Source organism: Allobosea sp. CCNWLY174 (genome assembly GCF_037120455.1).
GTDB lineage: Bacteria > Pseudomonadota > Alphaproteobacteria > Rhizobiales > Beijerinckiaceae > Allobosea > Allobosea lupini.
Genome location: NZ_JBBBBQ010000001.1, coordinates 55,257 through 80,359, shown reverse-complemented (window position 1 = coordinate 80,359; position 25,103 = coordinate 55,257). Strand labels below are relative to the sequence as shown.

At 66.0% G+C, this 25,103-nt stretch carries 27 protein-coding genes and 2 pseudogenes; 12 read left to right on the top strand and 17 right to left on the bottom strand.

Translation table 11 applies throughout. From position 1 onward, the window contains the following. Positions 1 to 6 precede the first annotated feature (6 nt). The gene (locus tag V7S63_RS00445) at positions 7 to 399 is read right to left on the bottom strand and encodes a hypothetical protein (RefSeq protein WP_336528824.1); all 393 of its coding nucleotides are present in this window, start codon (positions 397 to 399) and stop codon (positions 7 to 9) included. Positions 400 to 676: 277 nt separating this feature from the next. On the opposite strand from V7S63_RS00445, the pseudogene V7S63_RS28720 reads away from it, so the two are divergent. After that, positions 677 to 784 (top strand): annotated as a pseudogene (locus tag V7S63_RS28720) (ClpX C4-type zinc finger protein); the annotation flags it as partial. 266 nt (positions 785 to 1,050) lie between these two features. On the opposite strand, the gene V7S63_RS00435 reads toward V7S63_RS28720, so the two are convergent. Beyond that, positions 1,051 to 1,812, bottom strand: coding sequence for an SDR family NAD(P)-dependent oxidoreductase (locus V7S63_RS00435; protein ID WP_336528823.1), 762 nt, complete (start codon positions 1,810 to 1,812; stop codon positions 1,051 to 1,053). A 154-nt stretch (positions 1,813 to 1,966) separates the two neighbouring features. Here V7S63_RS00435 and V7S63_RS00430 point away from each other — a divergent pair, with 154 nt between their 5' ends. Continuing rightward, a complete protein-coding gene (locus V7S63_RS00430) occupies positions 1,967 to 2,569 on the top strand; it encodes a TetR/AcrR family transcriptional regulator (RefSeq protein WP_336528822.1) in 603 nt (200 codons plus the stop codon). Positions 2,570 to 2,606: 37 nt separating this feature from the next. Here V7S63_RS00430 and V7S63_RS00425 read toward each other — a convergent pair whose 3' ends face one another. From V7S63_RS00425 to gnd, 3 genes are all read right to left on the bottom strand, one after another. Further along, complete coding sequence (locus V7S63_RS00425; protein ID WP_336528821.1) at positions 2,607 to 4,136, bottom strand: UxaA family hydrolase; 1,530 nt, start codon at positions 4,134 to 4,136, stop codon at positions 2,607 to 2,609. A gap of 245 nt (positions 4,137 to 4,381) precedes the next feature. Next, positions 4,382 to 4,909: a gluconokinase gene (locus V7S63_RS00420; protein ID WP_336528820.1), complete on the bottom strand. Its 528-nt coding sequence runs from the start codon at positions 4,907 to 4,909 to the stop codon at positions 4,382 to 4,384. Positions 4,910 to 4,915: 6 nt separating this feature from the next. Next, complete coding sequence (gnd, locus tag V7S63_RS00415) at positions 4,916 to 5,902, bottom strand: phosphogluconate dehydrogenase (NAD(+)-dependent, decarboxylating) (RefSeq protein WP_336528819.1); 987 nt, start codon at positions 5,900 to 5,902, stop codon at positions 4,916 to 4,918. 212 nt (positions 5,903 to 6,114) lie between these two features. Between gnd and V7S63_RS00410 the strand changes: the two genes are divergently transcribed. Next, complete coding sequence (locus V7S63_RS00410; protein ID WP_336528818.1) at positions 6,115 to 7,929, top strand: monovalent cation:proton antiporter-2 (CPA2) family protein; 1,815 nt, start codon at positions 6,115 to 6,117, stop codon at positions 7,927 to 7,929. Positions 7,930 to 8,141: 212 nt separating this feature from the next. On the opposite strand, the gene V7S63_RS00405 is transcribed toward V7S63_RS00410, so the two are convergent. Together V7S63_RS00405 and V7S63_RS00400 are read right to left on the bottom strand one after the other, a co-directional pair. Continuing rightward, a complete protein-coding gene (locus V7S63_RS00405; protein WP_336528817.1) occupies positions 8,142 to 8,432 on the bottom strand; it encodes a hypothetical protein in 291 nt (96 codons plus the stop codon). A 5-nt stretch (positions 8,433 to 8,437) separates the two neighbouring features. After that, positions 8,438 to 9,448, bottom strand: coding sequence for a 1-aminocyclopropane-1-carboxylate deaminase (locus V7S63_RS00400; protein WP_336528816.1), 1,011 nt, complete (start codon positions 9,446 to 9,448; stop codon positions 8,438 to 8,440). A 155-nt stretch (positions 9,449 to 9,603) separates the two neighbouring features. Between V7S63_RS00400 and V7S63_RS00395 the strand changes: the two genes are divergently transcribed. The 3 genes from V7S63_RS00395 to V7S63_RS00385 all read left to right on the top strand — a co-directional run bounded on the left by V7S63_RS00395 (position 9,604) and on the right by V7S63_RS00385 (position 10,936). Then, positions 9,604 to 10,068, top strand: coding sequence for an Lrp/AsnC family transcriptional regulator (locus tag V7S63_RS00395; protein ID WP_336528815.1), 465 nt, complete (start codon positions 9,604 to 9,606; stop codon positions 10,066 to 10,068). Positions 10,069 to 10,167: 99 nt separating this feature from the next. Further along, a complete protein-coding gene (locus tag V7S63_RS00390; protein WP_091828474.1) occupies positions 10,168 to 10,596 on the top strand; it encodes a MerR family transcriptional regulator in 429 nt (142 codons plus the stop codon). After that, positions 10,532 to 10,936 carry a carboxymuconolactone decarboxylase family protein gene (locus V7S63_RS00385; protein ID WP_091828472.1) on the top strand — a complete coding sequence of 135 codons (405 nt, stop codon included), beginning with the start codon at positions 10,532 to 10,534 and terminating at the stop codon, positions 10,934 to 10,936. The genes V7S63_RS00390 and V7S63_RS00385 overlap by 65 nt, the downstream gene beginning before the upstream one ends. A 49-nt stretch (positions 10,937 to 10,985) precedes the next feature. Here the strand turns inward: V7S63_RS00385 and urtE are convergent, their stop codons facing one another. The 5 genes from urtE to urtA form a co-directional block, all read right to left on the bottom strand. Then, the gene (gene urtE / locus V7S63_RS00380) at positions 10,986 to 11,681 is read right to left on the bottom strand and encodes an urea ABC transporter ATP-binding subunit UrtE (RefSeq protein WP_100961953.1); all 696 of its coding nucleotides are present in this window, start codon (positions 11,679 to 11,681) and stop codon (positions 10,986 to 10,988) included. A gap of 61 nt (positions 11,682 to 11,742) precedes the next feature. Beyond that, positions 11,743 to 12,507: an urea ABC transporter ATP-binding protein UrtD gene (gene urtD / locus V7S63_RS00375; protein WP_336528814.1), complete on the bottom strand. Its 765-nt coding sequence runs from the start codon at positions 12,505 to 12,507 to the stop codon at positions 11,743 to 11,745. A 5-nt stretch (positions 12,508 to 12,512) separates the two neighbouring features. After that, the gene (gene urtC / locus V7S63_RS00370) at positions 12,513 to 13,652 is read right to left on the bottom strand and encodes an urea ABC transporter permease subunit UrtC (protein WP_091828466.1); all 1,140 of its coding nucleotides are present in this window, start codon (positions 13,650 to 13,652) and stop codon (positions 12,513 to 12,515) included. Further along, on the bottom strand, positions 13,649 to 15,250 hold the full coding sequence (gene urtB, locus V7S63_RS00365; RefSeq protein ID WP_442896389.1) for an urea ABC transporter permease subunit UrtB: 1,602 nt from the start codon (positions 15,248 to 15,250) through the stop codon (positions 13,649 to 13,651). Before urtB ends, urtC begins: the two co-directional genes overlap by 4 nt. Before the next feature lie 119 nt (positions 15,251 to 15,369). Next, positions 15,370 to 16,626, bottom strand: coding sequence for an urea ABC transporter substrate-binding protein (gene urtA, locus V7S63_RS00360; RefSeq protein WP_091828464.1), 1,257 nt, complete (start codon positions 16,624 to 16,626; stop codon positions 15,370 to 15,372). 671 nt (positions 16,627 to 17,297) lie between these two features. On the opposite strand from urtA, the gene rnr reads away from it, so the two are divergent. The 5 genes from rnr (at position 17,298) to V7S63_RS00335 (ending at position 21,486) form a co-directional block, all read left to right on the top strand. Beyond that, positions 17,298 to 19,592 (top strand): ribonuclease R, encoded by a 2,295-nt coding sequence (gene rnr / locus V7S63_RS00355; RefSeq protein ID WP_336528813.1) that lies wholly within the window; start codon positions 17,298 to 17,300, stop codon positions 19,590 to 19,592. A gap of 25 nt (positions 19,593 to 19,617) precedes the next feature. Continuing rightward, complete coding sequence (locus V7S63_RS00350; RefSeq protein ID WP_100961957.1) at positions 19,618 to 20,061, top strand: DUF983 domain-containing protein; 444 nt, start codon at positions 19,618 to 19,620, stop codon at positions 20,059 to 20,061. Then, complete coding sequence (locus V7S63_RS00345) at positions 20,058 to 20,792, top strand: NUDIX hydrolase (RefSeq protein ID WP_336528812.1); 735 nt, start codon at positions 20,058 to 20,060, stop codon at positions 20,790 to 20,792. Before V7S63_RS00350 ends, V7S63_RS00345 begins: the two co-directional genes overlap by 4 nt. Positions 20,793 to 20,948: 156 nt before the next feature. Then, the gene (gene rpmG / locus V7S63_RS00340; protein ID WP_091828458.1) at positions 20,949 to 21,116 is read left to right on the top strand and encodes a 50S ribosomal protein L33; all 168 of its coding nucleotides are present in this window, start codon (positions 20,949 to 20,951) and stop codon (positions 21,114 to 21,116) included. 166 nt (positions 21,117 to 21,282) lie between these two features. Beyond that, positions 21,283 to 21,486: a hypothetical protein gene (locus V7S63_RS00335; protein WP_336528811.1), complete on the top strand. Its 204-nt coding sequence runs from the start codon at positions 21,283 to 21,285 to the stop codon at positions 21,484 to 21,486. 48 nt (positions 21,487 to 21,534) lie between these two features. Here the strand turns inward: V7S63_RS00335 and V7S63_RS00330 are convergent, their stop codons facing one another. The 3 genes and pseudogenes from V7S63_RS00330 to V7S63_RS00325 all read right to left on the bottom strand — a co-directional run bounded on the left by V7S63_RS00330 (position 21,535) and on the right by V7S63_RS00325 (position 22,488). Beyond that, the gene (locus V7S63_RS00330; RefSeq protein ID WP_091842015.1) at positions 21,535 to 21,726 is read right to left on the bottom strand and encodes a hypothetical protein; all 192 of its coding nucleotides are present in this window, start codon (positions 21,724 to 21,726) and stop codon (positions 21,535 to 21,537) included. A gap of 96 nt (positions 21,727 to 21,822) precedes the next feature. Next, positions 21,823 to 21,996 (bottom strand): annotated as a pseudogene (locus V7S63_RS28715) (hypothetical protein); the annotation flags it as partial. Between the two features lie 165 nt (positions 21,997 to 22,161). Beyond that, positions 22,162 to 22,488, bottom strand: coding sequence for a hypothetical protein (locus tag V7S63_RS00325; protein ID WP_244544037.1), 327 nt, complete (start codon positions 22,486 to 22,488; stop codon positions 22,162 to 22,164). A 322-nt stretch (positions 22,489 to 22,810) separates the two neighbouring features. Here V7S63_RS00325 and V7S63_RS00320 point away from each other — a divergent pair, with 322 nt between their 5' ends. Further along, a complete protein-coding gene (locus tag V7S63_RS00320) occupies positions 22,811 to 23,014 on the top strand; it encodes a hypothetical protein (protein ID WP_091842020.1) in 204 nt (67 codons plus the stop codon). A 268-nt stretch (positions 23,015 to 23,282) separates the two neighbouring features. Here the strand turns inward: V7S63_RS00320 and V7S63_RS00315 are convergent, their stop codons facing one another. Then, positions 23,283 to 24,659 carry a PleD family two-component system response regulator gene (locus V7S63_RS00315; protein ID WP_091842022.1) on the bottom strand — a complete coding sequence of 459 codons (1,377 nt, stop codon included), beginning with the start codon at positions 24,657 to 24,659 and terminating at the stop codon, positions 23,283 to 23,285. A gap of 16 nt (positions 24,660 to 24,675) precedes the next feature. Then, positions 24,676 to 25,047, bottom strand: coding sequence for a response regulator (locus V7S63_RS00310; protein WP_091842024.1), 372 nt, complete (start codon positions 25,045 to 25,047; stop codon positions 24,676 to 24,678). Positions 25,048 to 25,103 lie beyond the last annotated feature (56 nt).

Genomic DNA, 25,103 nt, shown 5'->3' with positions numbered 1-25,103 from the left:
GAGGTCTCAGCGCAGCAGCGCCGCGTAGCGCCCGCGATAGGCGTAGACCAGTAGCCCGCCCGCCACGATCAGGATGATCGCGACCGGAATGCCGGCCGGGTTGATGGCGAAGTGGAACAGCACGATCACCGCCATCACCGGCGCGATCAGCGCGAGCCCGAAGGCCGGCACGACATTGAACAGCAGGCTCAGGCCGCCGGCGAGGTTCACCGCCTTGAGGAAGGGCCAGAAGAAGCCGGAGTTCTGCAGCGCGGCTTCGAAGATTAGTCCGCGTTCGGACGTCGGCGGGTGGATCAGGTGAGTGCCGGTGGCGAGCCACCAGAAGCCGTCGACCGCGCTGACGAGGAACAGCAGGCCGAGGACGAGACGGGGCAAGGTGACCATCAGAAAATTGCGCATGGAACAGGGCTCGATGAGACTGGATAGGGTTTGGCGGATAGCCGCGCCTGCTTGGCCCGAGCAGAGGCGCTTTTGCAGAGCAGTCTGCCGTCACGTGCATAAGCACGGCCGAGAGCGACTGACTTCTCGCCAACGTCAAGTCAACCTTGACAAGACTCCGCAGACCGGAGTAGTCCTTTCGTCAAGCTTACCTTGACAGGAGACGGACATGGTGGTCTCGGATCAGGCTCCGGCCGAAACCGGTTCCAGCGGACGCCGGAAGCAACCGGGCAAGGCGTTGAAGCCGCTCCTGCACTGTTCCTTCTGCGGAAAGAGCCAGCACGACGTCGAGAAGCTCGTCGCCGGGCCGGCCGTCTTCATCTGCAATGAGTGCGTTGCCAAGTGCAACGCGTTCATGGCGCTGCCGGTCGATGCGCCGCGGCCGGATACGGAGGTCCGGAGTATTCAGCAACTGGAGACGCTCCCGAGCGAGCGGCTGCTGCATTGGCTCAAGGTCGAGGCTGCACTTTACGAGCACGCCGCCACCGGGCTCGGCCGGACCGTCGATGTCCTGCGCAAGCGCAAGGTCTCATGGGCTGCGATCGGCGAGGCGCTCGGCATTTCCCGACAGGCCGCCTGGGACCGTTTTTCCTGACGCGCCGCCAGGCCGCTTCAGATCCCTACGCCACCCGACACGCTGATCACCTCGCCGGTGATATAGCCCGCATGCGGACCTGCCAGGAAGCCGACGGTGCCGGCCACCTCCTCGAGCGTGGCGAGGCGGCGGATCGGGTGCAGGTCTAGGAATGCTTCGGGAGCGTCCGTGCTGCCGAGAGCATCGACCATCATGTCCGTCGGCATCGCGCCGGGCTGCACCACGTTGGCGGTGATGCCGCGTGCGCCGAGATCGCGGGCGACCCCTCGCGCATATCCGATCAGCGCGGCCTTGCTTCCGGCATAATCGGCCACCCCGGGCATCAGGGCGTACGTGCCGAGACGCGAGCCGATGAAGACGATCCGGCCGCCATCCGACAGCACGGGAGCCGCCGCGCGGGTCAGGGCCACGGGTCCCATGACGTTGATCTGCCATTGCCGATCGAGATTGAACGTATCGAGATCGGGGCTATCGACCGTCTTGCCCTGTACGGCGATGGCTGCGTTGTTGACCAGGATGTCCAGTCTGCCGAAATGCGACTTCACCGTATCGACCAGCGGCTTGGCCGCGGCCATGTCGGCCTGGTCGCTCTGGACCGCGAGCGCGCGGACGCCCTTCGCCGTCAGCTTCTCGACCACGGCCTGCGCCTTCTGGACCGAAGCGACATAGCTGATCGCGATGTCCGCGCCCTGGTCGGCCAGCGCTTCGGCCACGGCGGCGCCAAGCCCGCGCGAGCCGCCGGTCACGAGGGCGACCTTGCCCTCCAGTATCTTCGACATGGGAAACTCTCCGGATGAATATGCCGTATGGGCCATCGGCGGGCGGCTGCCCGATTATCGTAACGATTGTTACTATAATGATTGGTATGAAATATGGACAAGGCCTGTCAAGCGGTTTAATAATGGCCGTTATGAAAAGAGCTGGACCGCACTGATGGGACGCCATCGCGAGTTCGACGTCGAGGAAGCACTCGACGCGGCGCTCTGCGTCTTCTGGCGCAAGGGCTATGAGGGCGCGTCCTATGCCGACCTGACGCAGGCGACGGGCGTCGAGCGGCCGGGCCTCTATTCGGCTTTCGGCAACAAGGAATCGCTCTTCGGCCTGGCCTTGAACCGCTATTACGAGCGCTATCTCGATCACTTTCCGAAGGCACTTCTACTGCCGACGGCACGCGAGGTCGCGGCAGGCGTCATCTATGGCGCGATCGACGTCAACACGCGTTATCCCGACCATACCGGATGCCTCGGTATCAACGGCATCGTGGCGGGATCGGACGAGGCGGAGCCGGTGCGGCAGATGCTGATCGAGGCGCGCGCCGCCGGCGAGGCGCTGCTTCGCGAGCGCTTCGAGCGGGCCAAGGCCGAGGGCGACCTGCCAGAGACGGCCAAGCCCGATGTGCTCGCAGCGTTCGTGCTAACGGTGATTCACGGCATGGCGGTGCAGGCGAAGGCCGGCTTCAGTCGCGACGTGCTGCGGGCCATCGCCGCGCAGGCGCTGTCGACCTGGCCAACCGGCCGGCCCGGAACGTCAGGCTAGAGCGAGGCTGTAACAGCACCTCGCTCGCGCCCTCACCTCACATCGTCGCGCCGATCTGCCAGGGCACGAACTCGGCGTCGCCATAGCCCATCTCCTCGGACTTCGATTTCTCGCCCGAGGCGATCTTCAACAGGTAGTCGAAGATCTCCTTGCCCTTCTCCTCCAGCGTCACGCCGTCGAGGACATCGCCGCAATTGAGGTCCATGTCGTCGGTCTGCTTCAGATACATCGGCGTGTTGGTCGCGAGCTTGACCGAGGGCGTCGGCTTGCAGCCATAGGCCGAGCCGCGGCCGGTGGTGAAGGCGAGGATGTTGGCGCCGCCGGCGACCTGCCCCGTCGCCGAGACCGGATCGTAGCCGGGCGTGTCCATGTAGACGAAGCCCTTGCTTCGGACCGGCTCGGCATAGTGGTAGACGGCGGCCAGCGTCTTGGTGCCGCCCTTGGCGGCAGCGCCGAGCGACTTCTCCAGGATGGTGGTCAACCCCCCCGCCTTGTTGCCGGGCGACGGGTTGTTGTTCATGTCCATCCGGGCGCGGGCCGTATAGTCCTCCCACCACTTGATGATGCCGACGAGCTTCTCGCCGACTTCGCGGGTGGCGGCGCGGCGGGTGAGCAGGTGCTCGGCGCCGTAGATCTCCGGCGTCTCGGAGAGGATCGCGGTGCCGCCATGCTCGACGAGGAGGTCTACCGCCTTGCCGAGCGCCGGGTTGGCGGTGATGCCGGAATAGCCGTCCGAGCCACCGCACTGCAGAGCGAGCATCAGCTCGGAGGCCGGCACGGTCTCGCGCCTGGCCTGGTTGGCGATCGGCAGCATCACCTTCAGCGCCTCGATCCCGGCCGCGACGGCCTTCCTGGTGCCGCCGGTCTCCTGGATCGTCAGCGTCCGGAAGACATCGCTCTCCTCGACGCCGTAGGCTTCCTTCATCCGCTTGATCTGGAAGCCTTCGCAGCCGAGGCCGACCACCAGCACCGCCGCCATGTTCGGGTTGCAGGCATAGCCCCAGGTCGTGCGCTTCAGTACCTCGAAGCTCTCGCCATTGTAGTCGATGCCGCAGCCGGTGCCGTGCGTCAGCGCGATGACGCCGTCGACATTGGGATAGTCGGCGAGCAGGCCCGAGCGCTTGACCTCCTCGGCCATGAAGCGCGCAGCCGAGGCCGAGCAGTTCACCGAGGTCAGGATGCCGACATAGTTGCGCGTGCCGGCATTGCCGGCCTTGCGGCGAAAGCCCTCGAAGGTCGCCTGCTGCTCGACCGGCAGCACGAACTCCGTCTTCGCCTCGGCGGCATAGGCATAGTCGCGCTCGAAGGCGTGGAAGCCGGTATTGTGCTCGTGCACCCATTCGCCGGGCGGGATGTCCAGCGTGGCGAAGCCGATGATCTGGCCAAACTTGCGGATCGGCTCGTCCTTGGCGATCCGGCTCAGCGCGATCTTGTGGCCGCGCGGGACGCGTTGCAGCGCGGTGACCCCGGCAGCACTGACGCCGACATCGATCGGATCGACGGCGACCGCGACATTGTCGGCGGCGTTGAGCTTCAGCGTGCGCGGCGGAACGGCTTTGTCGAGCATGTTGATACCTTGGGACCGGCGGCTCCCCCGCCTCCCCTAACCATTGCGCCGATTGCGGCCTTTTTTCAATCGGTTGAAACTAGGAGCCGAATTGCAGTCCGCGCCCGTCGGAGTTCCAGCGGGTGGACAACGACGCCCATACCGTCATGGTCGGGCTTGTCCCGACAATCCACGCCTTCCTTCCCACAACGCGGTGTTCAAGACGTGGATGCTCGCCACAAGGGCGAGCATGACGATCGTGCGCTTCACCCCAGCCGCAGCTCCCGAACCACCTGCTCGACGATCGCCTCTCTGCTCGCCTCGACCTGGACGACGAGCGGCTTCTCGTCGGCACCCGGTTCCTCCAGCGTCGCGAACTGGCTGTCGAGCAGCGCCGGCGGCATGAAATGGTGCTGGCGGGCGGCCATGCGCTGACCGATCAATTCGCGCGAGCCCTTGAGATAGACCAGCGCGACGTCGGGCCGGTTTCCCACGATCACGTCACGATAGGCCTTCTTCAGCGCCGAGCAGGTGACGATGCCCTTGCCGCCGGTCGTCCGCAATTCATCGATCCAGGCCGCGATCGCCGCCAGCCAGGGCTTGCGGTCCTCGTCGGTCAGCGGGATGCCTGAAGACATCTTCGCGACGTTGGCCGGGGGATGAAACGAGTCCGCGTCGCGGAACGGCCAGCCAAGCCTCTCGGCCAGCCGCTCGCCGAGCGAGGTCTTGCCCGAGCTCGCCACGCCCATCACGACGATAACCGCCGGTGTCCCGGCGCCATTGGCAAAGGTCATGCTCGCTCAGCCCTGCTTCTTCGGCTCGACATGGCCGCCGAAGCCGGCGCGCATGGCGGAGAGGATCTTTTCGGCGAAGGTATGGTCCTTGCGCGAGCGGAAGCGGGTGTAGAGCGAGGAGGTCAACACCTCGGCCGGCGTCGCCGTCTCGATCGCCGCCTGCACCGTCCAGCGCCCCTCGCCCGAATCCGAGACATGGCCGGAATAGGCGCCGAGCTCCTCGTCGGCCGCGAGCGCCTCGGCGGTCAGGTCGAGCAGCCAGGAGGTCACGACCGAGCCGCGCCGCCAGACCTCGGCGATCTCGGCGACGTCGAAGTCGAAGCCGTATTCCTCCGGCAGGCCGTCCTTGGCCGAGGCGTTGCGCAGGAGGTCGAAGCCCTCGGCGAAGGCCTGCATCATCCCGTATTCGATGCCGTTATGGATCATCTTGACGAAATGGCCGGCGCCCGCCGGGCCGCAATGCAGATAGCCCTGCTCGGCCGTCGGATTGCGGACCTCGCGATGCTTTGTCGGCTCGATCCCGCCCTTGCCCGGCGCCAGCGCCTGGAAGATCGGCTCGAGCCGGTCGAAGGTCGCCTTGTCGCCGCCGATCATCAGGCAATAGCCGCGATCGAGCCCGTGCACGCCGCCGGAGGTGCCGATATCGAGATAGTGCAGGCCCTTGGCCTCGAGCTCGCGTCCGCGCCGGACATCGTCCTTCCAGAAGGCGTTGCCGCCATCGATCAGCGTGTCGCCGGGGCTCATCATCGCCGCGAGATCGGCGAGCGTCTTCTCAGTGATCTCCCCAGCCGGCAGCATGATCCAGATCGCTCGCGGCGCCTCGAGCTTGGCCACCATCTCCTTGAGATCGCCGACATTGACGGCACCGTCTCTCGACAGCGCCTCGCCCGGCTTCGGATCGCGGTCATAGACCACGCAATTGTGCCCGGCGCGGTGCAGCCGCCGGACGATATTGGCCCCCATGCGGCCGAGGCCGACCACTCCAAGCTGCATAGCGAACGCTCCTGCTGCCGGCAGAGAGCCGGCTTTGGCGATGCTAAATGCCCCGATGGAAGCCGGCCGGCAAGCGCTGGCCGGCCGGCACGCTAGCCGCATCGTGTTGTCGGGGCGCTCTGGCGGCCGGACGAAAGCTTGCCTAAACCGCCTGGGCGCCTTCTGTTTCGAAGGCACGGATATCCACAGCGAAGGCAGGCAAAGGGAGCGTTATGGCGGCTGAAGGCTTCTCTCAGGATCTGGTTCAGGCTGTCGGGCTTCTGGGAGCAGGCGTCATCGCGGTGCCGATCTTCCGCAAGCTCAAGCTCGGCTCGGTGCTCGGCTATTTCGCCGGAGGCCTCGTCATCGGCCCCTCCGGCATCGGCCTGTTCTCCAACCCTGAGAGCGTGCTCCACGTCGCCGAGTTCGGCGTCGTCATGTTCCTGTTCATCATCGGGCTGGAGATGCAGCCCTCGCGGCTCTGGAACCTGCGCGGCGAGATCTTCGGCCTCGGCGTCGCCCAGGTCGGGCTCTGCGGCGCGCTGCTGACCGGCGTCGGCATCCTCGCCGGGCTGCCTCCGGCCGCGGCCTTTATCGCCGGCATGGGCTTCGTGCTCTCTTCGACGGCAGTCGTGATGCAGATGCTGAACGAGCGCGGCGAAGCCTCGACACCGCAGGGCCAGCAGGCGGTCTCGATCCTGCTGCTCGAAGACCTCGCCATTGTGCCGCTGCTCGCCGTCGTCGCGGTGCTTGCGCCCGCGAAGGCCGCCGAAAGCAGCGGGATCATGCCGCTGGTGATCGGCGCCGGTTCGCTCGTCGGCCTCGTCATCGCCGGCAAATGGCTGCTCAATCCGATGTTCCGGCTGCTCGCCAATGCCCAGGCCCGCGAGGTCATGACCGGCGCGGCGCTGCTCGTCGTGCTCGGCTCGGCGCTGGCGATGCAGCTCGGCGGCCTGTCGATGGCGATGGGCGCTTTCCTCGCCGGCGTGCTCCTGTCGGAATCGACCTTCCGCCACCAGCTCGAGGCCGATATCGAGCCGTTCCGCGGCCTCCTGCTCGGCATGTTCTTCCTCGCGGTCGGCATGTCGCTCGATCTCAAGCTGATCGCCCGGGAATGGCAGGTCGTGGCGCTGGGCGTCGCCGCCTTCATGCTGGTCAAGGCGGCCGGCATCTTCATCGTCGCCAAGCTGTTCCGCACCCGCACGCGCAATGCGATCACCCGCGTGGCGCTGTTCTCGCAGGGCGGCGAATTCGCCTTCGTGCTCTATAGCGCCGCCGCGGCTGCGGGCATTTTCGACGCACGCATCAACGCCATCGCCAGCGCGATCGTGATCCTGTCGATGGCGCTGACACCGCTGGTCGTGCTCGCCATCGACCGCTTCATGCCGCCCGAGCAGGAATCGCTGGATGGCGTCGAGCACGCCGAGGGCCTCAAGGGGCGCATCCTCGTCGTCGGCTTCGGCCGTTTCGGTCAGGTCGCGAGCCAGACCCTGCTCGCCCGCGGCTGCAGCATTTCGCTGATCGAGACCGACGTGGAGATGATCCAGGCCGCCGCGACCTTCGGCTTCAAGGTCTACTATGGCGACGGCACCCGCGCCGACATCCTCCACGCCTCGGGCGCCCATCAGGCCGAGGCGATCCTGGTCTGCGTCGAGAAGCGCGAGACGGCCAATGCGATCGTACAGGTGGCGCAGGCCGAGTTCCCGCATGCGAAGCTGTTCGTGCGCGCCTTCGACCGCGGCCATGCGATGGACCTGATCCGCGCCGGCGTCGACTACCAGATCCGCGAGACCTTCGAATCCGCAATGGTCTTCGGCGGCGAGGTCCTGCGGGCGCTCGGCGTGCCGGAGGAGGAAGCCGCCGAGATCGTCGAGGATGTCCGCCGCCGCGACGCCGAGCGCCTCGACCTCCAGGTCGCCAGCGACATCCATGCCGGCCAGGACCTGATCCATTACGGCAACCAGCCGACACCCGCGCCGCTGACCAAGCCGAAGGCGGCGGGCACGGTCATTGGCAACCTGCCGGACGCAGCCGGCGCCAGACCGTAGCGGCACGAAACACACACCGGAGAACCCCTCCCCCTTGTGGGGAGGGGAAGGGGTGGGGGTCGCAAAGCCGGAGTGATCGGCCGAACCAGACAGCACTCCCGCTGCTGCCAGTCCTGCCAACGCTCGCCAAGCGGCACCACCCCCATCCCTATCCCTTCCCCACAAGGGGGAAGGGAAGAGTTCAGCCGACCGGCGCTGGCGACGCAGCCATATCAGGGGAACATCAGCGGCAGCGGGTCGGCCTGCCAGGTGGGCTCGACCGCGAGCAGCCTCACCTCGGCCGGAGCAAGCCCGTCGCAAACGGCCTCGGCAGCGAAGCGTTCGGCGCTGGCCGCGTCTGGGAAGCCGACCGCGACGAGCGTGTTGCCAGGCGCGTTCCGGTCGCGGGCGACGAAGCTGAGCTTCGCCCGCCCGTTGAGGCCGAGTCGGCCGACCCGCGCGAGCAGGGCGTCGCGCAGATCGTCGCGCCCAGCCGCGATCTCACAGAGGACGAGCGCCTCCATGACGCTCAACCGTTGCGGAAGGTGTAGCTGTAGCCGTTGATCGCCGGCACGCCGCCGAGATGGGCGTAGAGCACCTTCGATCCCGCCGGGAAGAAGCCCTTCTTCACCAGGTCGATCATGCCCTGCATCGATTTCCCCTCATAGACGGGGTCGGTCATCATGCCTTCGAGCCGGGCCGACAGGCGGATCGCCTCGATCGTCTCCTTCGAGGGCACGCCATAGACCGGATAGGCGTAGTCCTCGTTCAGCACGATATCGTCCGCCGTGATCTGCTTGCCGCCGACGAGCTCGGAGGTCTTCTGCGCGATGTCGAGCACCTGCGCCCTGGTCTGCGCCGGCGTGAACGAGGCGTCGATGCCGATGACGTTGCGCTGGCGTCCGTCCTTGGCGAAGCCGACGACCATGCCGGCATGGGTCGAGCCGGTGACCGTGCAGACGACGATATAGTCGAACTTGAAGCCGAGTTCCTCCTCCTGCGCCCTCACCTCCTCGGCGAAGCCGACATAGCCGAGCCCGCCGAACTTGTGCACGGACGCGCCGGCCGGGATCGCATAGGGCTTGCCGCCCTTGGCCTTCACGTCCTCCAGCGCCTTTTCCCAGCTCGCCCTGATGCCGATGTCGAAGCCCTCGTCGACCAGCTCGACATGGGCGCCCATCACCCGCGACAGCAGGATGTTGCCGACCCGGTCGTAGACCGCGTCCTCATGCGGCACCCAGCTCTCCTGCACCAGGCGGCACTTCATGCCGATCTTGGCGGCGGTCGCGGCGACCATGCGGGTGTGGTTCGACTGCACGCCGCCGATCGAAACCAGCGTGTCGGCACCGGACGCGATCGCATCCGGGACGATGTATTCGAGCTTGCGCAATTTGTTGCCGCCGAAGGCGAGGCCGGAATTGCAGTCCTCGCGCTTGGCATAGAGCGCGACGCCTCCGCCGAGATGGGCCGAGAGGCGCGGCAGCTTCTCGATCGGCGAAGGCCCGAAGGTCAGCGGGTAGCGTTCGAACTTGGCGAGCATGGCGGGTTCCCCTCGTGGAATGACCCGCAAACGCTAGCAAAACGCTCCTGAAAGGTGCTCCCGAACTTGGCTTTTGATTTTCTCTCTGCTTTCGCAAAATTCTCAATCTGATACTTCTGGCGACAAGAAGAGCGGCTAAAACGGAAGAATCGTTCATGGAAGCTGAACTCGATAAAATCGACCTCAGAATCCTGCGTCTGCTGCAGGCCGACGGGCGCATGGGCAATGCCGAGATCGCCAAACGGGTGAACACCAGCGCCGCCACCTGCCATCGCCGCATCCAGCGCCTGTTCGCCGAGGGCTACGTCACCGGCGTGCGCGCACAGATCGATCCGCACAAGGTCGAGAAGGGCACGCTCGCCATCGTCGGCGTGGTGCTCGACCGCTCGACCCCGGAAAGCTTCGGCCTGTTCGAGGAGGCGGTGAAGGCACTGCCCGTCGTGCTCGACTGCCACATCGTCGCCGGCGATTTCGACTATTTCCTCAAGATCCGCGTGCGGGACCTCGCCGACTTCAACAAGCTGCACGCGAAGACGCTGCTGGCGCTGCCCGGCGTGCGCCAGACCCGCACCTTCTTCGTGATGAAGGAGGTCATCGACAACGCGCCGCTGGAGTTCTGAGACGGGCGCACGGCGCCCGGAAAAAACTTTCGCCGAGCGCATTGACTTGGAGTGCGCTCGAACTCGTAGCTTCCCCAGCGTCGTGATGAGAAGGCGGCCATGAAGATCGGTGAACTCGCCAGGCGCTCGGGACTGTCGGCCCATACGATCCGCTATTACGAGCGGATCGGGCTGTTGCCCTATGCCGACAGGGACCGGTCACGCCAGCGCGACTACGACGCCTCGATCCTGACCTGGATCGACTTCCTCGGCCGGCTCAAGACCACCGGCATGCCGATCCGCGAAATGTTGCGCTATGCGGCGCTGCGCGAAGCTGGTTCCGGTACGGAAGCCGATCGTCGTAGTCTGCTGGAACGGCACCGCGAGCAGGTTCGCGCTCGCGTCGCCGAACTCGAAGCCTGCCTTCTCGTCCTCGACACCAAGATCGCCGGCTATGCCGACATCGAGAAGAGGATCGAAGACCATGACGCACATCAACGCACACGCCGAAACCAGCAGGCTGGAGCGCGGCAGGCGGGCTCTCGCTGAGATCGATGGCGAGGCTGGCCACAGGGTGATCGCGGCGCTCGCCGACATCGCCCCCGATTTCGCAAACTACGTGTTCGAGTTCTCGTTCGGAGACATCTATTCGCGGCCGGGGCTCGACCTGCGTTCCCGCGAGATCGCGACGATCGCGGCGCTGACCGCGATGGGCAACGCCCAGCCGCAGCTCAAGGTCCATATCGAGGCCGGGCTGAACGTCGGACTGTCGCGCCAGGAGATCACCGAGGTCATGATCCAGATGGCAGTCTATGCCGGCTTCCCGGCGGCGCTGAACGGGCTGTTCGCGGCGAAGGAGGTCTTCGCCGCGCGCGACCTCTCCGCTTGAGCTGAGGCTGCACCGGCCCCGCTGACATCTGATCAGCGGGGTCCGAGCGTCACACCTGAATCAACCGCTGCACCTGGTTGCCATCCAGCTCCGCCATCGGCCCGGCCAGAACGACCTCGCCGCGGTCCATCACGAACATCGTATCGGCGAGATCGCGGGCGAAGTCGAAATACTGCTCGACCAGCACGATCGCCATGCCGCCCTTGCTCCGCAGATAGTCGATGGCGCGGCCGATGTCCTTGATGATCGAGGGCTGGATGCCCTCGGTCGGCTCGTCGAGAACCAGCAATTTGGGTCGGGTGACCAGCGCCCGCGCAATCGCGAGCTGCTGCTGCTGGCCACCCGAGAGGTCTCCGCCGCGCCGGCCCAGCATGGACTTCAGCACGGGGAATAGGTCGAACAGTTCGTTCGGGATGAAGCGCTCCTTGCGCGGCAAGGGCGCAAAGCCGGTTTCCAGGTTTTCCTTCACCGTCAGCAGCGGGAAGACCTCGCGGCCCTGCGGCACGAAGCCGATGCCGGCGCGCGCCCGGTCCTCGGTGCGCAAGGTCGAGATATCCTCACCGCCGAAACTGATCCTGCCGCCGCTGATAGGCTGCTGGCCGACGATCGCGCGCATCAGCGAGGTCTTGCCGACGCCGTTGCGGCCCATGACGCAGGTGACCTTGCCGATCTCGGCGGTGACCGAGACGCGTCGCAAGGCCTGGGCGGCGCCGTAATGGAGGTCGATGGCATCCACAGTCAGCATGAGCAGTTGTCCCGCCGCATGACCTGATCGGAAAACCGGCTTCTACGTTTCCGCAGCATGCTTAGCGCCCCAGATAGACTTCGACGACTCGTTCATTGGCACTAACCTGATCGAGGGGTCCCTCCGCCAATACAGAGCCCTCATGGAGTACCGTGACCTTCACGCCGAGCTCGCGGATGAAGCCCATGTCGTGCTCGACCACGATGACCGAGTGATCCCGCGCGATCTCCTTGAGCAGCACCGCGGTCTGCGCCGTCTCGCCATCGGTCATGCCGGCGGCCGGCTCGTCGACGAGCAGGAGCTTGGGATCCTGCGCCAGCAGCATGCCGATCTCGAGCCACTGTTTCTGGCCATGCGAGAGCGAGCCGGCGAGCTTGTCCCGTTTGTCGGCGAGCTTGATGATGCCGAGGATCTCGTCGATGCGCTTCTGCTGCGGCCCTTCCGTCTGCCAGAACAGCGTCTTCAACACCGTGCGCTTCGACTTCAGCGCCAGCAGGATGTTGTCCTCGATCGTGTGGAAGTCGAACACGGTCGGCTTCTGGAATTTGCGGCCGATGCCGAGATTGGCGATCGCCGCCTCATCGAGCCGAGTCAGGTCGACCGAGCCGCCGAACATCACCGTGCCCTCGTCGGGTCGGGTCTTGCCGGTGATGATGTCCATCATGGTGGTCTTGCCGGCACCGTTCGGGCCGATGATGGCGCGCATCTCGCCGGGTTCGATCGTCAGCGACAGGCCGCGGATCGCCTTGAAGCCGTCGAAGGCGACACTGACGCCGTCGAGATAGAGCAGCGAGGAGGTCAGGGCGCCGGGGGTGGGAGCGTTCATGTCGGTTACTCCGCCGGCGCCGGTTCGGCCGCTGGCACGGGCGCGGGCCGTTTGCGGCTCTCCCACCAGCCCTGCGCGGTCCCCAGAATGCCCTTCGGCATGAACAGCGTGACGAAGACGAAGAGCGCACCGAGCGCGAACAGCCAGTACGGCGCCATGAAGCCCGAGGTGAACATCGTCTTGGCCCAGTTGACCACGACGGCGCCGAGCGCGGCGCCGACCAGCGAGCCGCGCCCGCCGACCGCGACCCAGATCACGGTCTCGATCGAGTTGGCCGGGGCGAATTCACTGGGGTTGATGATGCCGACCTGCGGCACGTAGAGCGCGCCGGCGACGCCGGCCATGCAGGCGGAGACGGTGAAGACGAAGAGCTTGAAGCGATCGACCCGGTAGCCGAGGAAGCGCGTGCGAGATTCGGCGTCGCGGATCGCGATCACCACCTTGCCGAGCTTGGAGGTGACGATGCCCCGCGCGAGCAGGAATCCGGCGATCAGCATCGTGCAGGTCATCGCGAACAGCGCCGCGCGCGTGCCCTGCGCCTGCACGTTGAAGCCGACAATGTCCTTGAAATCGGTCAGGCCGTTGTTGCCGCCGAAGCCCATGTCGTTGCGGAAGAAGGCGAGCAGCAGCGCATAGGTCAGCGCCTGGGTGATGATCGAGAGATAGACGCCGGTGACGCGGCTGCGGAAGGCGAACCAGCCGAAAACGAAGGCGAGCAGGCCGGGGACCAGCAGCACCATCAGCATCGCGAACGGGAAGGAGGAGAAGCCGTACCAGTACCAGGGGAGTTCCTGCCAGTTCAGGAAGACCATGAAGTCGGGCAGGACAGGGTTGCCGTAGACCCCGCGCGAGCCGATCTGGCGCATCAGGTACATGCCCATCGCGTAGCCGCCGAGCGCGAAGAAGGCGCCATGGCCGAGCGAGAGGATGCCGCAATAGCCCCAGACCAGGTCGAGCGAGATCGCCAGCAGCGCGTAGCAGAGGTACTTGCCCCACAGCGACATGGTCGCGGTCGAGACATGGAAGGGCGAGCCGGCCGGGATCAGCAGGTTCGCCAGCGGCACCAGAAGACCGATCGCAGCGACGATGGCGAGAAAGGCATAGCCCCGCTTGTCCATGTTCGAGAGGAGGAAGCGAGTGATCATGCTTCCACCGCCCTGCCCTTGAGCGCGAACAGGCCGCGCGGGCGCTTCTGGATGAACAGGATGATGAAGACGAGCAGCGCGATCTTGCCGAGCACGGCGCCGGCGTAGGGCTCCAGGAGCTTGTTGGCGACGCCGAGGCTCATGGCGCTGATCAGCGTGCCCCAGAGATTGCCGACACCGCCGAAGACCACGACCATGAAGCTGTCGATGATGTAGCTCTGGCCGAGATTGGGGCTGACATTGTCGATCTGCGAGAGCGCGACACCGGCCAATCCCGCAACGCCCGAGCCGAGCCCGAAGGTCAGCGCGTCGATCCGGCCGGTGCGGATGCCCATCGCCGAGGCCATGCGCCGGTTCTGGGTGACGGCGCGCATCTGCAGGCCCATCGGGGTCAGCTTCAGGATCGCCAATAGGGCCGCAAAGACGAGAGCGGCGAAGACGATGATCCAGAGCCGGTTCCAGGTGATGGCTAGACCGCCGAGCTCGAAGGCGCCGGACATGAAAGCTGGTGCCCCGACCTCGCGGTTGGTTGGCCCGAAGGCGGTGCGCACCGCCTGCTGCAGGATGAGGCTGATGCCCCAGGTCGCGAGCAAGGTCTCCAACGGCCGTCCGTAGAGGAAGCGGATGACGCCGCGCTCGATCGCGATGCCGACGGCGCCGGCGACGATGAAGGCGGCGGGGATCGCGATCGCCAGCGACCAGTCGAACAGCCCCGGAAAGCGCGCCCGGATCACCTCCTGCACGATGAAGGTGGTGTAGGCGCCGAGCATGACCATTTCGCCATGCGCCATGTTGATGACGCCCATCACGCCGAAGGTGATGGCGAGCCCGATCGCGGCGAGCAGCAGCACCGAACCGAGCGAGAGCCCGTACCAGAGGTTCTGGCCGGCCCGCCATAGAGCGAGCCTGCCCTCGATCTCGGAAATGGCGCGCGCCTGAGCCTCTCTCAAACCCGGCGAGGCGTCGCCCGGCAGGGCGCGCAGCGTCGCCAGCGCATCCTGGTCGCCGCGCTCGCGCAGCACATCGACGGCTGCGATGCGGTCGAAGGGCGGCGCGTCAGTCTTGACGATCAGGATCGCGGCCTGCGCCTCGCGGAGCGCCCGGCGCGCCCGATCGTTGGTCTCCTTGGCGATGGCGGCTTCGAGGACTGGCAGCACCGAGACGTCACGCGCCCGGAACACCGCCTCGGCCGCCGCGACGCGCTTGGCCGGATCGGGATTGATCAGCCCGAGCCCGCCGAGCGCGCCCTGGATCACCCGGCGGACGTTGTTGTTGAGCCTGACGGGGTTCAGCCCTGCCGGTGCGGCTGCGAGCGCCTGCCCGGTTCTGGCATCGAGTAAACCGCCTTCCCTGGTCTTCACCACGACGACGCCGCCGCCGGCGAGCAGCCGTCCATCGGCCAGCGCCTCGATGATCACAGCCGCATTCGGATGGGCGCCCTGGACGAGAATGTCGATGGCGCGCGCCGTGTCCGAGAAGCTGTCGGCGTTGAGCCGCGCGAAGGCGTCGTCGGCGCTCTGTGCGAGCGCTATGGCCGGCGCGAAGGCGAGTGTCATCGCGAGCGCAAGCAGGCGCAGGAGGCTGGGAAGGATCCGCATGTCTCGCTTCGATTGGCTGGTCGGCTGTATGCACGCCGCCGGCCTATCCGGCGGCGTGCTCAGGCAATTCGAAGGGCGGCCGGCCGTTGATCGTCCGTGCCGCCCTTCCCCCTCTTAACTCAGGCGCCGCCGCACTTGCCGGTCTTGACGTTGAAGTTGCCGCACTTCTTCTCGACCCAGTCGCCGACCAGGTCCTTGGAGCCGTCGAGCTCCTTCGACCAGGCATCGCCCGCGACGAGACCGGTCTTCGAGACCACGTCGAACTGGCCGTCGGCCTTGATCTCGCCGATCAGCACCGGCTTGGTGATGTGGTGGTTCGGCAGCATCTTCGAGACACCGCCGGTCAGGTTCGGCGCCTCGATGCCCGGCAGCGCGTCGATGACCTTGTCGGGATCGGTGGACTTGGCCTTCTCGACCGCCTTCACCCACATGTTGAAGCCGATGACATGGGCTTCCATCGGGTCGTTGGTCACGGCCTTGTCGTTCTTCTTGAAGGCCTTCCACTGCTTGATGAAGGCCTCGTTCTCCGGCGTCTTGACCGACTGGAAGTAGTTCCAGGCGGCGAGATGGCCGACCAGTGGCTTGGTGTCGATGCCCGCGAGCTCTTCCTCGCCGACCGAGAAGGCGACGACCGGGATGTCGGTCGCCTTGATGCCCTGGTTGCCGAGTTCCTTGTAGAACGGCACGTTGGCATCGCCGTTGATGGTCGAGACCACGGCGGTCTTCTTGCCGGCCGTGCCGAACTTCTTGATGTCGGAGACGATGGTCTGCCAGTCGGAATGGCCGAACGGCGTGTAGTTGATCAGGATGTCCTCGGACTTGACCCCCTTCGACTTGAGGTAGGCCTCGAGGATCTTGTTGGTCGTGCGGGGGTAGACGTAGTCGGTGCCGGCGAGGACCCAGCGCTCGACCTTCTCTTCCTTGGCGAGGTAGTCGACGGCCGGGATCGCCTGCTGGTTCGGCGCGGCGCCCGTGTAGAAGACGTTGCGCTCGCTCTCCTCGCCCTCGTACTGGACGGGGTAGAACAGGATCGAGTTCAGCTCCTTGAATACCGGGAGCACCGATTTGCGCGACACGGACGTCCAGCAGCCGAACACGGCCGCGACCTTGTCCTTGACGATCAGCTCGCGCGCCTTCTCGGCGAAGAGCGGCCAGTTCGAGGCCGGATCGACCACCACCGCCTCGAGCTTCTTGCCGAGCACGCCGCCCTTCTTGTTCTGCTCATCGATGAGCATGAGCATCACGTCCTTCAGCGTCGTCTCCGAGATCGCCATCGTGCCGGAGAGCGAATGCAGGATGCCGACCTTGATGGTCTCTTGCGCCTGCGCCGGTAGCAGAGAGGAGAGAACCGTGGCGCCTGCGAAGGCGGCGCCCATGACCACGCGACGAGTGAGTTTCACTGCGATGTCCCCCGAGGGTCCCTGTTGACCGCGCCCCTCCCGGGCGCAGTTGCCTTGTCGGCTGGCGGGAATGATCGCAAGCCACGTGCCAACCCGAATTCCGGTTCGGTGGGCGTCGCAACAAACGTGTTGCGAGCGCTTTCCCAAGCGATTTCCTGCGGGCGATACGCTTCGCAACGCAAAGATCATGCGCGAGGCCGGAACCTGATCACCAAACAGGCAAAAGACCTGCCCACAAAATAAGCAGAAATATCCGAAGTCGGCGCAATGACCGATTTTATTGCAGTCGCAGGCTCTGTGAGCCGCTGAATCTTTACCGTTTACGGCGCGCTTGGAATCACCCTAGCCTCTCCTTGTCGGTAACAACTGAAAGGAGGTGATCCAGTGTCTCATTGTCATCAACCGCTGTCGCGGGGGGCGCATGGCCTGGACTCGTCCCATGAGGGGTTCGGTTGCGCGTGAGTTTCCGTGACGCTTAGCCCTGTTACCGGGGCTGCGGTTCGGCAATGGAAGGGCTGCCCGCAAGGGCAGCCCTTCTCCTTTTCGGGCAGCAGTTCTGCACAGGCCGTTCTGGCGCGCCCGGTTACGGCGTGGCAGAAACCAGCCATGATCATCGCGCCCAGCCGCAGCTGACGAGGCCCGCGCCCTTGCCCCGTCCCGACACCGATCTCTCCCGCGACGCCATCCTCGCCTTCATCGCGGAGGAGCGCGCCGCCGGCCGCGAGCCCGGCCGCCGCGACATCGCCAAGGCCTTCCAGCTCGATGGCGGCGGCAAGATCTGGCTGAAGCGCCTGCTGCGTGAGCTCGAGCTGGAGGAAAATGGCAGCTCCGGCCCGGTCAAGCCGCATGCCGCCTTGCCCGCGGTCCTGCTCTGCGAGATCAAGACGCGCGACCGCGAAGGCGACCTGATCGCCGCTCCGCTCGAATGGAACGAGGCCGACCAGGGCGAGGCGCCGAAGATTCTGCTCGAGCGCCAGCGCGAATTCCGCCGCCAGCCGAAGACCCCGGCAGCGGCCGCCCCCGGCGTCGGCGACCACGTTCTGCTCAAGCTGACGAAGCTACGCGGCGTCGAGGGCTATCAATGGTCCGGCCGCACCCTCAAGGTCATGGGTAAGGCCAAGGCGCAGGTTCTCGGCATCTTCCGTGCCCTCCCCGACGGCTCCGGCCGGCTCGTTCCAGTCGACAAGAAGGCCCAGGGGCGCGAGGCTCTGATCCCGAAGGGGCAGACCGGCAACGCCGAGGATGGCGATCTCGTCTCGGTCTCTCTTGCCCGCGAAAGCCGGTTCGGCCCGCCCCAGGCCAGGGTGCGCGAGCGCCTCGGCTCGCTGAAGTCGGAGCGCGCGGTCTCGCTGATCGCGATCCACGCCCATGGCATTCCGAACGAATTCCAGCCGGCGACGATCGCCGAGGCGCAAGCGGCGAAACCTGCCACGCTCGCCGGTCGCGAGGATTGGCGCAGCCTCCCGCTGATCACCATCGACCCTGCCGACGCCAAGGATCATGACGATGCGGTCCATGCGGCGCCCGACGACGATCCCGACAACCCCGGCGGCCATATCGTCACCGTCGCCATCGCCGACGTCGCTTCTTATGTCCGCCATGGCTCGGCGCTCGATCGCGAGGCGCTGGAGCGGGGCAACTCGGTCTATTTCCCCGACCGCGTCGTGCCGATGCTGCCGGAGCGGATCTCGAACGATCTCTGCTCGCTGCGCGGCGGCGAGGATCGGCCGGCGCTCGCCGTCCGCCTGATCCTCAAGGCCGACGGCACCAAGAAGAGCCATTCCTTCCACCGCATCATGATGCGCTCGGCCGCGAAGCTCTCATATCAACAAGCCCAGGCCGCGATCGACGGCAAGCCGGACGATCTCACCGGCCCGATTCGCGACAGCATCCTGATGCCGCTCTGGGCCGCCTATGGCTCGGCCGCGCGCGCCCGCGACGCCCGCCAGCCGCTCGATCTCGATCTGCCCGAACGCAAGCTCGTCCTCGACGCCAATGGCAAGGTCACCCGCGTGATCGTGCCCGAGCGGCTCGCCGCGCACCGGCTGATCGAGGAATTCATGATCCTCGCCAACGTCGCCGCGGCCGAAACGTTGGAGAAGGCGAAGATCCCGCTGATCTATCGCTGCCATGACGAGCCCTCGCTCGAGAAGATGCGGGCGCTCGGCGAGGTCCTGGCCTCGATCGGCATCAAGCTGCCCAAGGACGCGGCGCTGCGGCCGGTGCTGTTCAACCGCATCCTCGCCATGATCAAGGGCTCGGAGAACGAGCTCTTGATGAACGAGGTCGTGCTGCGCACCCAGGCGCAGGCCGAATACGTCGCCGAGAACTACGGGCATTTCGGCCTCAACCTGCGCCGCTACGCCCATTTCACCTCGCCGATCCGGCGCTATGCCGACCTGATCGTGCACCGCGCCTTGGTTTCCGCGCTCAGGCTGGGCGATGACGGCCTGCCGAAATCGACCTCGCTCGCCGAATTGCGCGAGGTCGCGACCCGGATCTCGGCGGCCGAGCGGCGCGCCATGGCGGCCGAGCGCGAGACCACCGACCGGCTGATCGCCCATTTCCTCGCCGACCAGATCGGTTCGAGCTTCGACGGGCGCATCGCCGGCCTCAACCGCGCCGGCCTCTTCGTCAAGCTCGACGGCACCGGCGCCGACGGCTTCATCCCGGCCTCAACCCTGGGCGCCGACTATTATCGCCATGACGAGCGCGCCCATGCGCTGGTCGGCGATCGCACCGGCGAAAGCTGGCGCCTAGGCGACCGCGTCCATGTCAAACTGGTCGAGGCGGCGCCGGTCGCGGGTGCGCTTCGCTTCGAGTTGCTCACAGAGGGCAGGCCCGCGACATCCGACCGCTCTGGCAAAAGGTCACGGCCTGCTTTACCTATGGGGCGAAAGCAGGGCCGCCCCCCGCCCAAACGATCGGGCCGCAAGCGCTGACGCCCCGCATTAACGAAGACATCCCATGTCCATACATTGTCACCAACCCAAGCCGGTCCAGGCTCGCGACTGGCGTCAAGCTATGCGTCGCGGCCTCTTCGGTCGCTGCCCGCATTGCGGCGAAGGCAAGCTGTTTCGCACCTTCCTCAAGCCCGTCGATTCCTGCGCGGCCTGCGGCGAGACCCTGCACCATCAGCGTGCCGACGACCTGCCGCCCTATATCGTCATCACCATCGTCGGCCACATCGTCGTCGGCGGCATCCTGCTGGCCGAGAAGTACAGCAACTGGTCGATCGCGCTGCACCTCTGGGTCTGGCTGCCGCTGACCGTCTTCCTCAGCCTGGCGCTGATGCAGCCGGCCAAGGGCGCGGTCATCGGCCTGCAATGGGCGCTGCGCATGCACGGCTTCGGCGGCGCCATGCCCAGGCCCGAGCGCCAGCCCGCCATGAAGGCCGTGGGCGGTCGATGAGTGACCACACCGTCACCCTGACCCAGGCCGAGCGGGCACGCACCAGCGTCAACCTGCGCCCGCGTGACGCCGCGACCATGCTGATCCTCGATCATTCCGGGAAGAAGCCCAGGGTGCTGATGGGCAAGCGCCATGCCGGCCACAAGTTCATGCCGGGCAAATACGTCTTCCCGGGCGGTCGCATCGAAGCCGGCGATCGGCGCATGGCCGCGACCGGCGCCCTCGCCGGCCCCTGCGAGCAGCGCCTGCTCGCCCGTTGTGCGCGGCCGAGCGAGGAGCGCGGGCGTGCGCTGGCACTCGCCGCCATCCGCGAGACCTTCGAGGAGACCGGCCTGCTCTTCGGCAGCGCCGAGTATGGCGCGCCCGAACGCCCACCGGCGGGCGCTTGGGCCGAATTCGCGGCCAAGGGCGTCTTCCCCGATCTCGGCGCCGTCACCTTCGTCGCCCGCGCCATCACCCCTCCGCGCCGGCCCAAGCGCTTCGACACCCGCTTCTTCGCGGTCGATGCCCGTGCCGTCGCCGGCAAGGTCGAGGGCGTGATCGGCCCCGATTCGGAGCTTACCGACCTCGTCTCTGTCACCTTCGACGAAGCACGCGAGCTCGACCTGCCGACCATCACCAAGGTGATCATCGCCGAGGTCGAGGAGCGGCTGAAGGCCGGATTTGCCCCATATCTGCCGGTTCCGTTCTATTGGGAGAAGCGCGGCAACTTCGTGCGCGAGCTGCTCTGACGCCGTGGGGCAGCGGAAAATCCGTATGCCCGCCCGATATTCCTTGACTTACCCACGCCGATACGGCATTCCCCGCCCATCGGATTGCCGGGCTCGCCCGGCCATTTTGTTTTCTGCGCGGGCCGACGGCGGCCCCACCTATTCGAGGGCTCCGCCATGGCCAAGGCCGTGACCATCAAGATCAAGCTCATCTCGACCGCGGACACCGGGTACTTCTACGTGACCAAGAAGAACTCGCGGACCATGACCGAGAAGATGTCCAAGAAGAAGTACGACCCTGTCGCGCGCAAGCACGTCGAGTTCAAGGAAACCAAGATCAAGTAAGGCGTTTCGCCTAACTGCTTGACTGGTTTAGAAAAACCGCCCTTCGCAGGGCGGTTTTTTCGTTTTGGGCAGGGCATACCCCTAACCTGTTTGGGGGATTGTGTCGGTTTTGCCCGCCTGCTTTCCTGAGCCGAGACGCCTTCAGCTACGAGTGGGGAGTATCCGCATGAAAACGCTGCGTTCGGCCATCGCCTTGAGCCTGTTCTGCACACCCCTCCTGATAGCCGATGCAATGGCAGCCAAGCGAACGGCGGATGACCCGCGCCGTAAGTGCCGCGAGGCCATCCAGAAGAGCCAGGGGCTCGGCAAGGATGCTAAGGTGTCGCGCAAGGCCATCGACCGGTGCGTCGCCAATGGCGGGCAGAACTGAGCCTGACCGTTCGCTGTAGCGCGGCGCGCCCAGCGACTGCTTGCGACGTCATCTTTCCCCGGCCGAGCGCTCTTTCAGCAGCTCGTTGAGGCGATCCTGCTTCTCGTTGAGCAGATCCGACAATCTCTCTTCGCTCCCGGAGCCGGATGCGGCGGCAGCCTGTTCCGTCAGGTCGGAAATTTGTCGGCGCAGGAGCGCAATCAGATCGTCCAGCGCTTCGTGATTGCCGTTTTCCGCCATGGCTGCTGTCTCCATTCTTCTTAACGACGGGCCATGATGACCTGCAGGCGACGATCGCGAGGTCGGACCGTGGCTGCCATCCGATAACTCGGCAGCTCACAGATTTGCTCCATAGCGACGCAAATTCAATCGGCGCATTCGCGCCGGCGGCTCCCTCTTCAGAACCGCATCTCGACGCGTCCCTTGAGGGTAGACGGACAGCGAGCCCGCTTCGACCGATGTCTGGCCGGTGAGGCTGCTCGAACCCGTGAAGGTGACGACGCCGCTACCGCGCTTGGTGACGAAGCCATGCCGGACACCGGCGCAAGTTCCGTATTGCTCTGGTCGAACACCAGGGCCGCATCGATTGGATTGCGCCCTGCAGGCGCGTCGTGGTCCCGGCCAGCGTGCCGCCGGAGACGGTCGCCCCCCCCAACATCGCCCGGCCGCTCCTCGTCAGAAGGCCGGCTTCGGCACGAACAGGCAGATCGGCCGCTGCGACGGCGCGATCACCGAGCCGGTCAACATCCCGCCGCTTCGGCAGATGTGGAAGCGACCGTCCTTGGAGACGCGCGTGCTCTGCTCGGCGACGAAGTGCCCGTCATGGGTCAGGTATCCGCCCGGAACGATGCGCGGCTCGGGCTCGCGCGCATCGGCGTCGAGCCCCATCGGCCAGCAATCGCGGTCGCTACAACAATCGTAGGGGTACCAGCTATGCGCGTGAACAGGCCCTCCGCCCCACGGCAGCAATGCGAGGCAGAGCGCCAATGCGATGAGACGCATGGATCGCTCCTTGGAGTCCGCTTGCCGATGAGGCCATGCCGGCCGGATCGGCGTCGGCTTTTGCAAAGATGTCAGGCCAGCAGCTTCGCAGCCGAATAGCAGGGCGTGCGAATCGTTATTAGATTAGCATGAGACGACGATCGTTAATGCAGTCTTGCAGGCCGCCCGGCGCCTAGTTCTTGACCAGTATTCGCCGATGCATTTGCCAGGCGCCTTCGACGCGGGCAGTTCGCTCCGGTCCCGCGCGAACTCGCTGGCGCCGGCCGTAGCGATCTTCTAACTTGCCCGGGCGGCGCAGCCCGCCCATCCGCAGGAGCATCGCTTGAGCAACGGCCCCGCTTCAGTCGAACCGCCGCCGCGCCCGGGCGGACTGGTACGGGGCTTCCTGCGCCTGATTGTCGAGGTCGACGAGTCGCGCCGCTGGACACATCGCGTGCGGGCCGCGCTGCTCCTGGTCCTGCTGCTCGTCGGCTTCGGCGCACTCGGCTACTGGATACCGGAGATCATCGAGCGCTATCTGCGCTGAGGCGACGACCCCGAAAACGAGGTGGCCGGCCGACGACGGGGCTGAGGAGGCCAGGATCCCGTCATCGACCGGCCGAGCCCAGCGGTGACCCAGGAGATGCGGCGGAACCTGGGCTTCCGAAGGGCGTTCCGGACGGCTGCTCGGCAACCGTTCTCTTGGAAATCACCCTACGCGGAAGCCCCTCCGAATCAATCGGAGACGATTGATTCACCATTATTCATCGAAACTTAACCCTACTTGGAAACCTTACCTCGCCCGCCGTGGCCATTCAGGCGGCGCTGGCGACGATGACGCGGTTGCGGCCGGCAGCCTTGGCCCGGTAGACCGCCTCGTCGGCCCGCTTCATCATCTCGACCGGCCCGGCATCGCCCGCCCGCCGGCTGGCGACCCCGATCGACACCGTCACCGTGATCGCGCGCTGCCCGCGCTGGATCTGAAAGGCTTCGCCCTCGACCCGTTCCCGGATGCGTTCGGCAACGGCCCGCGCAGCCTCGAGCGCGGTGTCTGGCAGCACGACGACGATCTCCTCGCCGCCCATGCGGGCCACCAGGTCGATGCCGCGCGTGCAGGCGCGGATCCGGTCAGCGAATTCGCGCAGGACCTCGTCGCCGGCATCGTGGCCCCAGCTGTCGTTGACGACCTTGAAGCGATCGACGTCGAGCACCAGGAGCGACAGTGCCCGCGCCCTGAGGGCCGACTCGTCGAAGAGGGCCGAAAGCCGGCTGTCGAGATAGCGGCGGTTATGGAGGCCCGTGAGCTGGTCCATCACCGCCATTTCCATCGAGGACTGCACGCTGTCGCGCAGCCGCTCGGCGAAGCGCTTGCGGCGGACCAGTGTCCGGGCGCGCGCGAGCAACTCGTTGCGGTCGATCGGCCGGACCAGGAAGTCGTGCGCGCCGATCTCCAGGCCGCGAAGCACGCGGGACTTGTCTTCGGCCTCGCCGAGCAGCAGCACGGAGAGATTGCGCGTGCGCTCCAGCGAGCGCAGCTGGCTGCACAGCCTCAAGCCGTCATAGTTCTGCAGATCGAGGCTCACCAGGACGATCTCGAAATCGCCCTCGGCGGCGCGCGCGAGCGCGGCCTGCGCATCGGTTTCCGTCTCGATCGAGTGAAAGGCAGACAGCGCCTGTGTCAGGCGCTCGGCGATCAGCGGCCGGTCCTCGATCAGGAGGACGCGGCCGTTGAGCCCGGTTTCTGCCGCGGCCGCGGCCAGCGGATCGGCGATGCCGAGCTGGCGCGAGGCGAGCGCGCGCTGGCGCAACTCGTCAGTGACCGATTTCAGCCGGACCAGGCTGCGCACCCGTGCAAACAGAGCCGTGTCGTCGATCGGCTTGGTCAGGAAGTCGTCGGCGCCGGCATCGAGCCCCTTCAGCCGGTCGCTCGGCTGGTCGAGCGCTGTCACGATCACCACCGGGATATGGGCGGTGGTCGCACTGTGCTTCAGCCGACGGCAGACCTCGAAGCCGTTCATGCCGGGCATCATCACGTCGAGCAGGACGATGTCCGCCTCGCCGCGCTCGCAGATCGCCAGCGCATCGATGCCGTTCGTCGCGGTGATGACGTCAAAATACTCGGCGCCTAGCTTGGCTTCGAGCAGCTTCACATTCGCGGGAATGTCGTCGACGACCAGGACCCGGGCTGACATGGCTCAGCGGTTCCCTTCAGGCCGTGCCGACATAGGCGCGCACCGTCTCGAGGAACTTGCCTACCGAGATCGGCTTCGAGATATAGGCCTCGCAGCCGCCCTCCCGGATGCGTTCCTCGTCACCCTTCATCGCGAAGGCGGTCACCGCGATCACGGGGATCGACTTCAGCGCGTCGTCCTCCTTGATCCACTTCGTCACCTCCAGCCCGGAGACTTCCGGCAGCTGGATGTCCATCAGGATCAGATCGGGATGATGCGTGCGCGCCAGCTCGATCGCCTCGATGCCATCGGCCGTCTTGAGCGTCGCATAGCCATGGGCCTCCAACAGGTCGTTGAAGAGCTTCATGTTGAGCTCGTTGTCCTCGACGATCAGAACCGTCTTCTTCATCTGTCCCCCAGTCCGCACAGTCCCGATCATCCGATGTCGGATTCCCCAGGCTGTCG

What these genes read in the sequence shown, in the direction of transcription:
- V7S63_RS00445 (WP_336528824.1), bottom strand. Translation starts at nt 399, where the DNA reads ATGCGCAATTTTCTGATGGTCACCTTGCCCCGTCTCGTCCTCGGCCTG.
- V7S63_RS00435 (WP_336528823.1), bottom strand. Translation starts at nt 1,812, where the DNA reads ATGTCGAAGATACTGGAGGGCAAGGTCGCCCTCGTGACCGGCGGCTCG.
- V7S63_RS00430 (WP_336528822.1), top strand. Translation starts at nt 1,967, where the DNA reads ATGGGACGCCATCGCGAGTTCGACGTCGAGGAAGCACTCGACGCGGCG.
- V7S63_RS00425 (WP_336528821.1), bottom strand. Translation starts at nt 4,136, where the DNA reads ATGCTCGACAAAGCCGTTCCGCCGCGCACGCTGAAGCTCAACGCCGCC.
- V7S63_RS00420 (WP_336528820.1), bottom strand. Translation starts at nt 4,909, where the DNA reads ATGACCTTTGCCAATGGCGCCGGGACACCGGCGGTTATCGTCGTGATG.
- gnd (WP_336528819.1), bottom strand. Translation starts at nt 5,902, where the DNA reads ATGCAGCTTGGAGTGGTCGGCCTCGGCCGCATGGGGGCCAATATCGTC.
- V7S63_RS00410 (WP_336528818.1), top strand. Translation starts at nt 6,115, where the DNA reads ATGGCGGCTGAAGGCTTCTCTCAGGATCTGGTTCAGGCTGTCGGGCTT.
- V7S63_RS00405 (WP_336528817.1), bottom strand. Translation starts at nt 8,432, where the DNA reads ATGGAGGCGCTCGTCCTCTGTGAGATCGCGGCTGGGCGCGACGATCTG.
- V7S63_RS00400 (WP_336528816.1), bottom strand. Translation starts at nt 9,448, where the DNA reads ATGCTCGCCAAGTTCGAACGCTACCCGCTGACCTTCGGGCCTTCGCCG.
- V7S63_RS00395 (WP_336528815.1), top strand. Translation starts at nt 9,604, where the DNA reads ATGGAAGCTGAACTCGATAAAATCGACCTCAGAATCCTGCGTCTGCTG.
- V7S63_RS00390 (WP_091828474.1), top strand. Translation starts at nt 10,168, where the DNA reads ATGAAGATCGGTGAACTCGCCAGGCGCTCGGGACTGTCGGCCCATACG.
- V7S63_RS00385 (WP_091828472.1), top strand. Translation starts at nt 10,532, where the DNA reads ATGACGCACATCAACGCACACGCCGAAACCAGCAGGCTGGAGCGCGGC.
- urtE (WP_100961953.1), bottom strand. Translation starts at nt 11,681, where the DNA reads ATGCTGACTGTGGATGCCATCGACCTCCATTACGGCGCCGCCCAGGCC.
- urtD (WP_336528814.1), bottom strand. Translation starts at nt 12,507, where the DNA reads ATGAACGCTCCCACCCCCGGCGCCCTGACCTCCTCGCTGCTCTATCTC.
- urtC (WP_091828466.1), bottom strand. Translation starts at nt 13,652, where the DNA reads ATGATCACTCGCTTCCTCCTCTCGAACATGGACAAGCGGGGCTATGCC.
- urtB (WP_442896389.1), bottom strand. Translation starts at nt 15,250, where the DNA reads ATGCGGATCCTTCCCAGCCTCCTGCGCCTGCTTGCGCTCGCGATGACA.
- urtA (WP_091828464.1), bottom strand. Translation starts at nt 16,626, where the DNA reads ATGGGCGCCGCCTTCGCAGGCGCCACGGTTCTCTCCTCTCTGCTACCG.
- V7S63_RS00350 (WP_100961957.1), top strand. Translation starts at nt 19,618, where the DNA reads ATGTCCATACATTGTCACCAACCCAAGCCGGTCCAGGCTCGCGACTGG.
- V7S63_RS00345 (WP_336528812.1), top strand. Translation starts at nt 20,058, where the DNA reads ATGAGTGACCACACCGTCACCCTGACCCAGGCCGAGCGGGCACGCACC.
- rpmG (WP_091828458.1), top strand. Translation starts at nt 20,949, where the DNA reads ATGGCCAAGGCCGTGACCATCAAGATCAAGCTCATCTCGACCGCGGAC.
- V7S63_RS00335 (WP_336528811.1), top strand. Translation starts at nt 21,283, where the DNA reads ATGAAAACGCTGCGTTCGGCCATCGCCTTGAGCCTGTTCTGCACACCC.
- V7S63_RS00330 (WP_091842015.1), bottom strand. Translation starts at nt 21,726, where the DNA reads ATGGCGGAAAACGGCAATCACGAAGCGCTGGACGATCTGATTGCGCTC.
- V7S63_RS00325 (WP_244544037.1), bottom strand. Translation starts at nt 22,488, where the DNA reads ATGCGTCTCATCGCATTGGCGCTCTGCCTCGCATTGCTGCCGTGGGGC.
- V7S63_RS00315 (WP_091842022.1), bottom strand. Translation starts at nt 24,659, where the DNA reads ATGTCAGCCCGGGTCCTGGTCGTCGACGACATTCCCGCGAATGTGAAG.
- V7S63_RS00310 (WP_091842024.1), bottom strand. Translation starts at nt 25,047, where the DNA reads ATGAAGAAGACGGTTCTGATCGTCGAGGACAACGAGCTCAACATGAAG.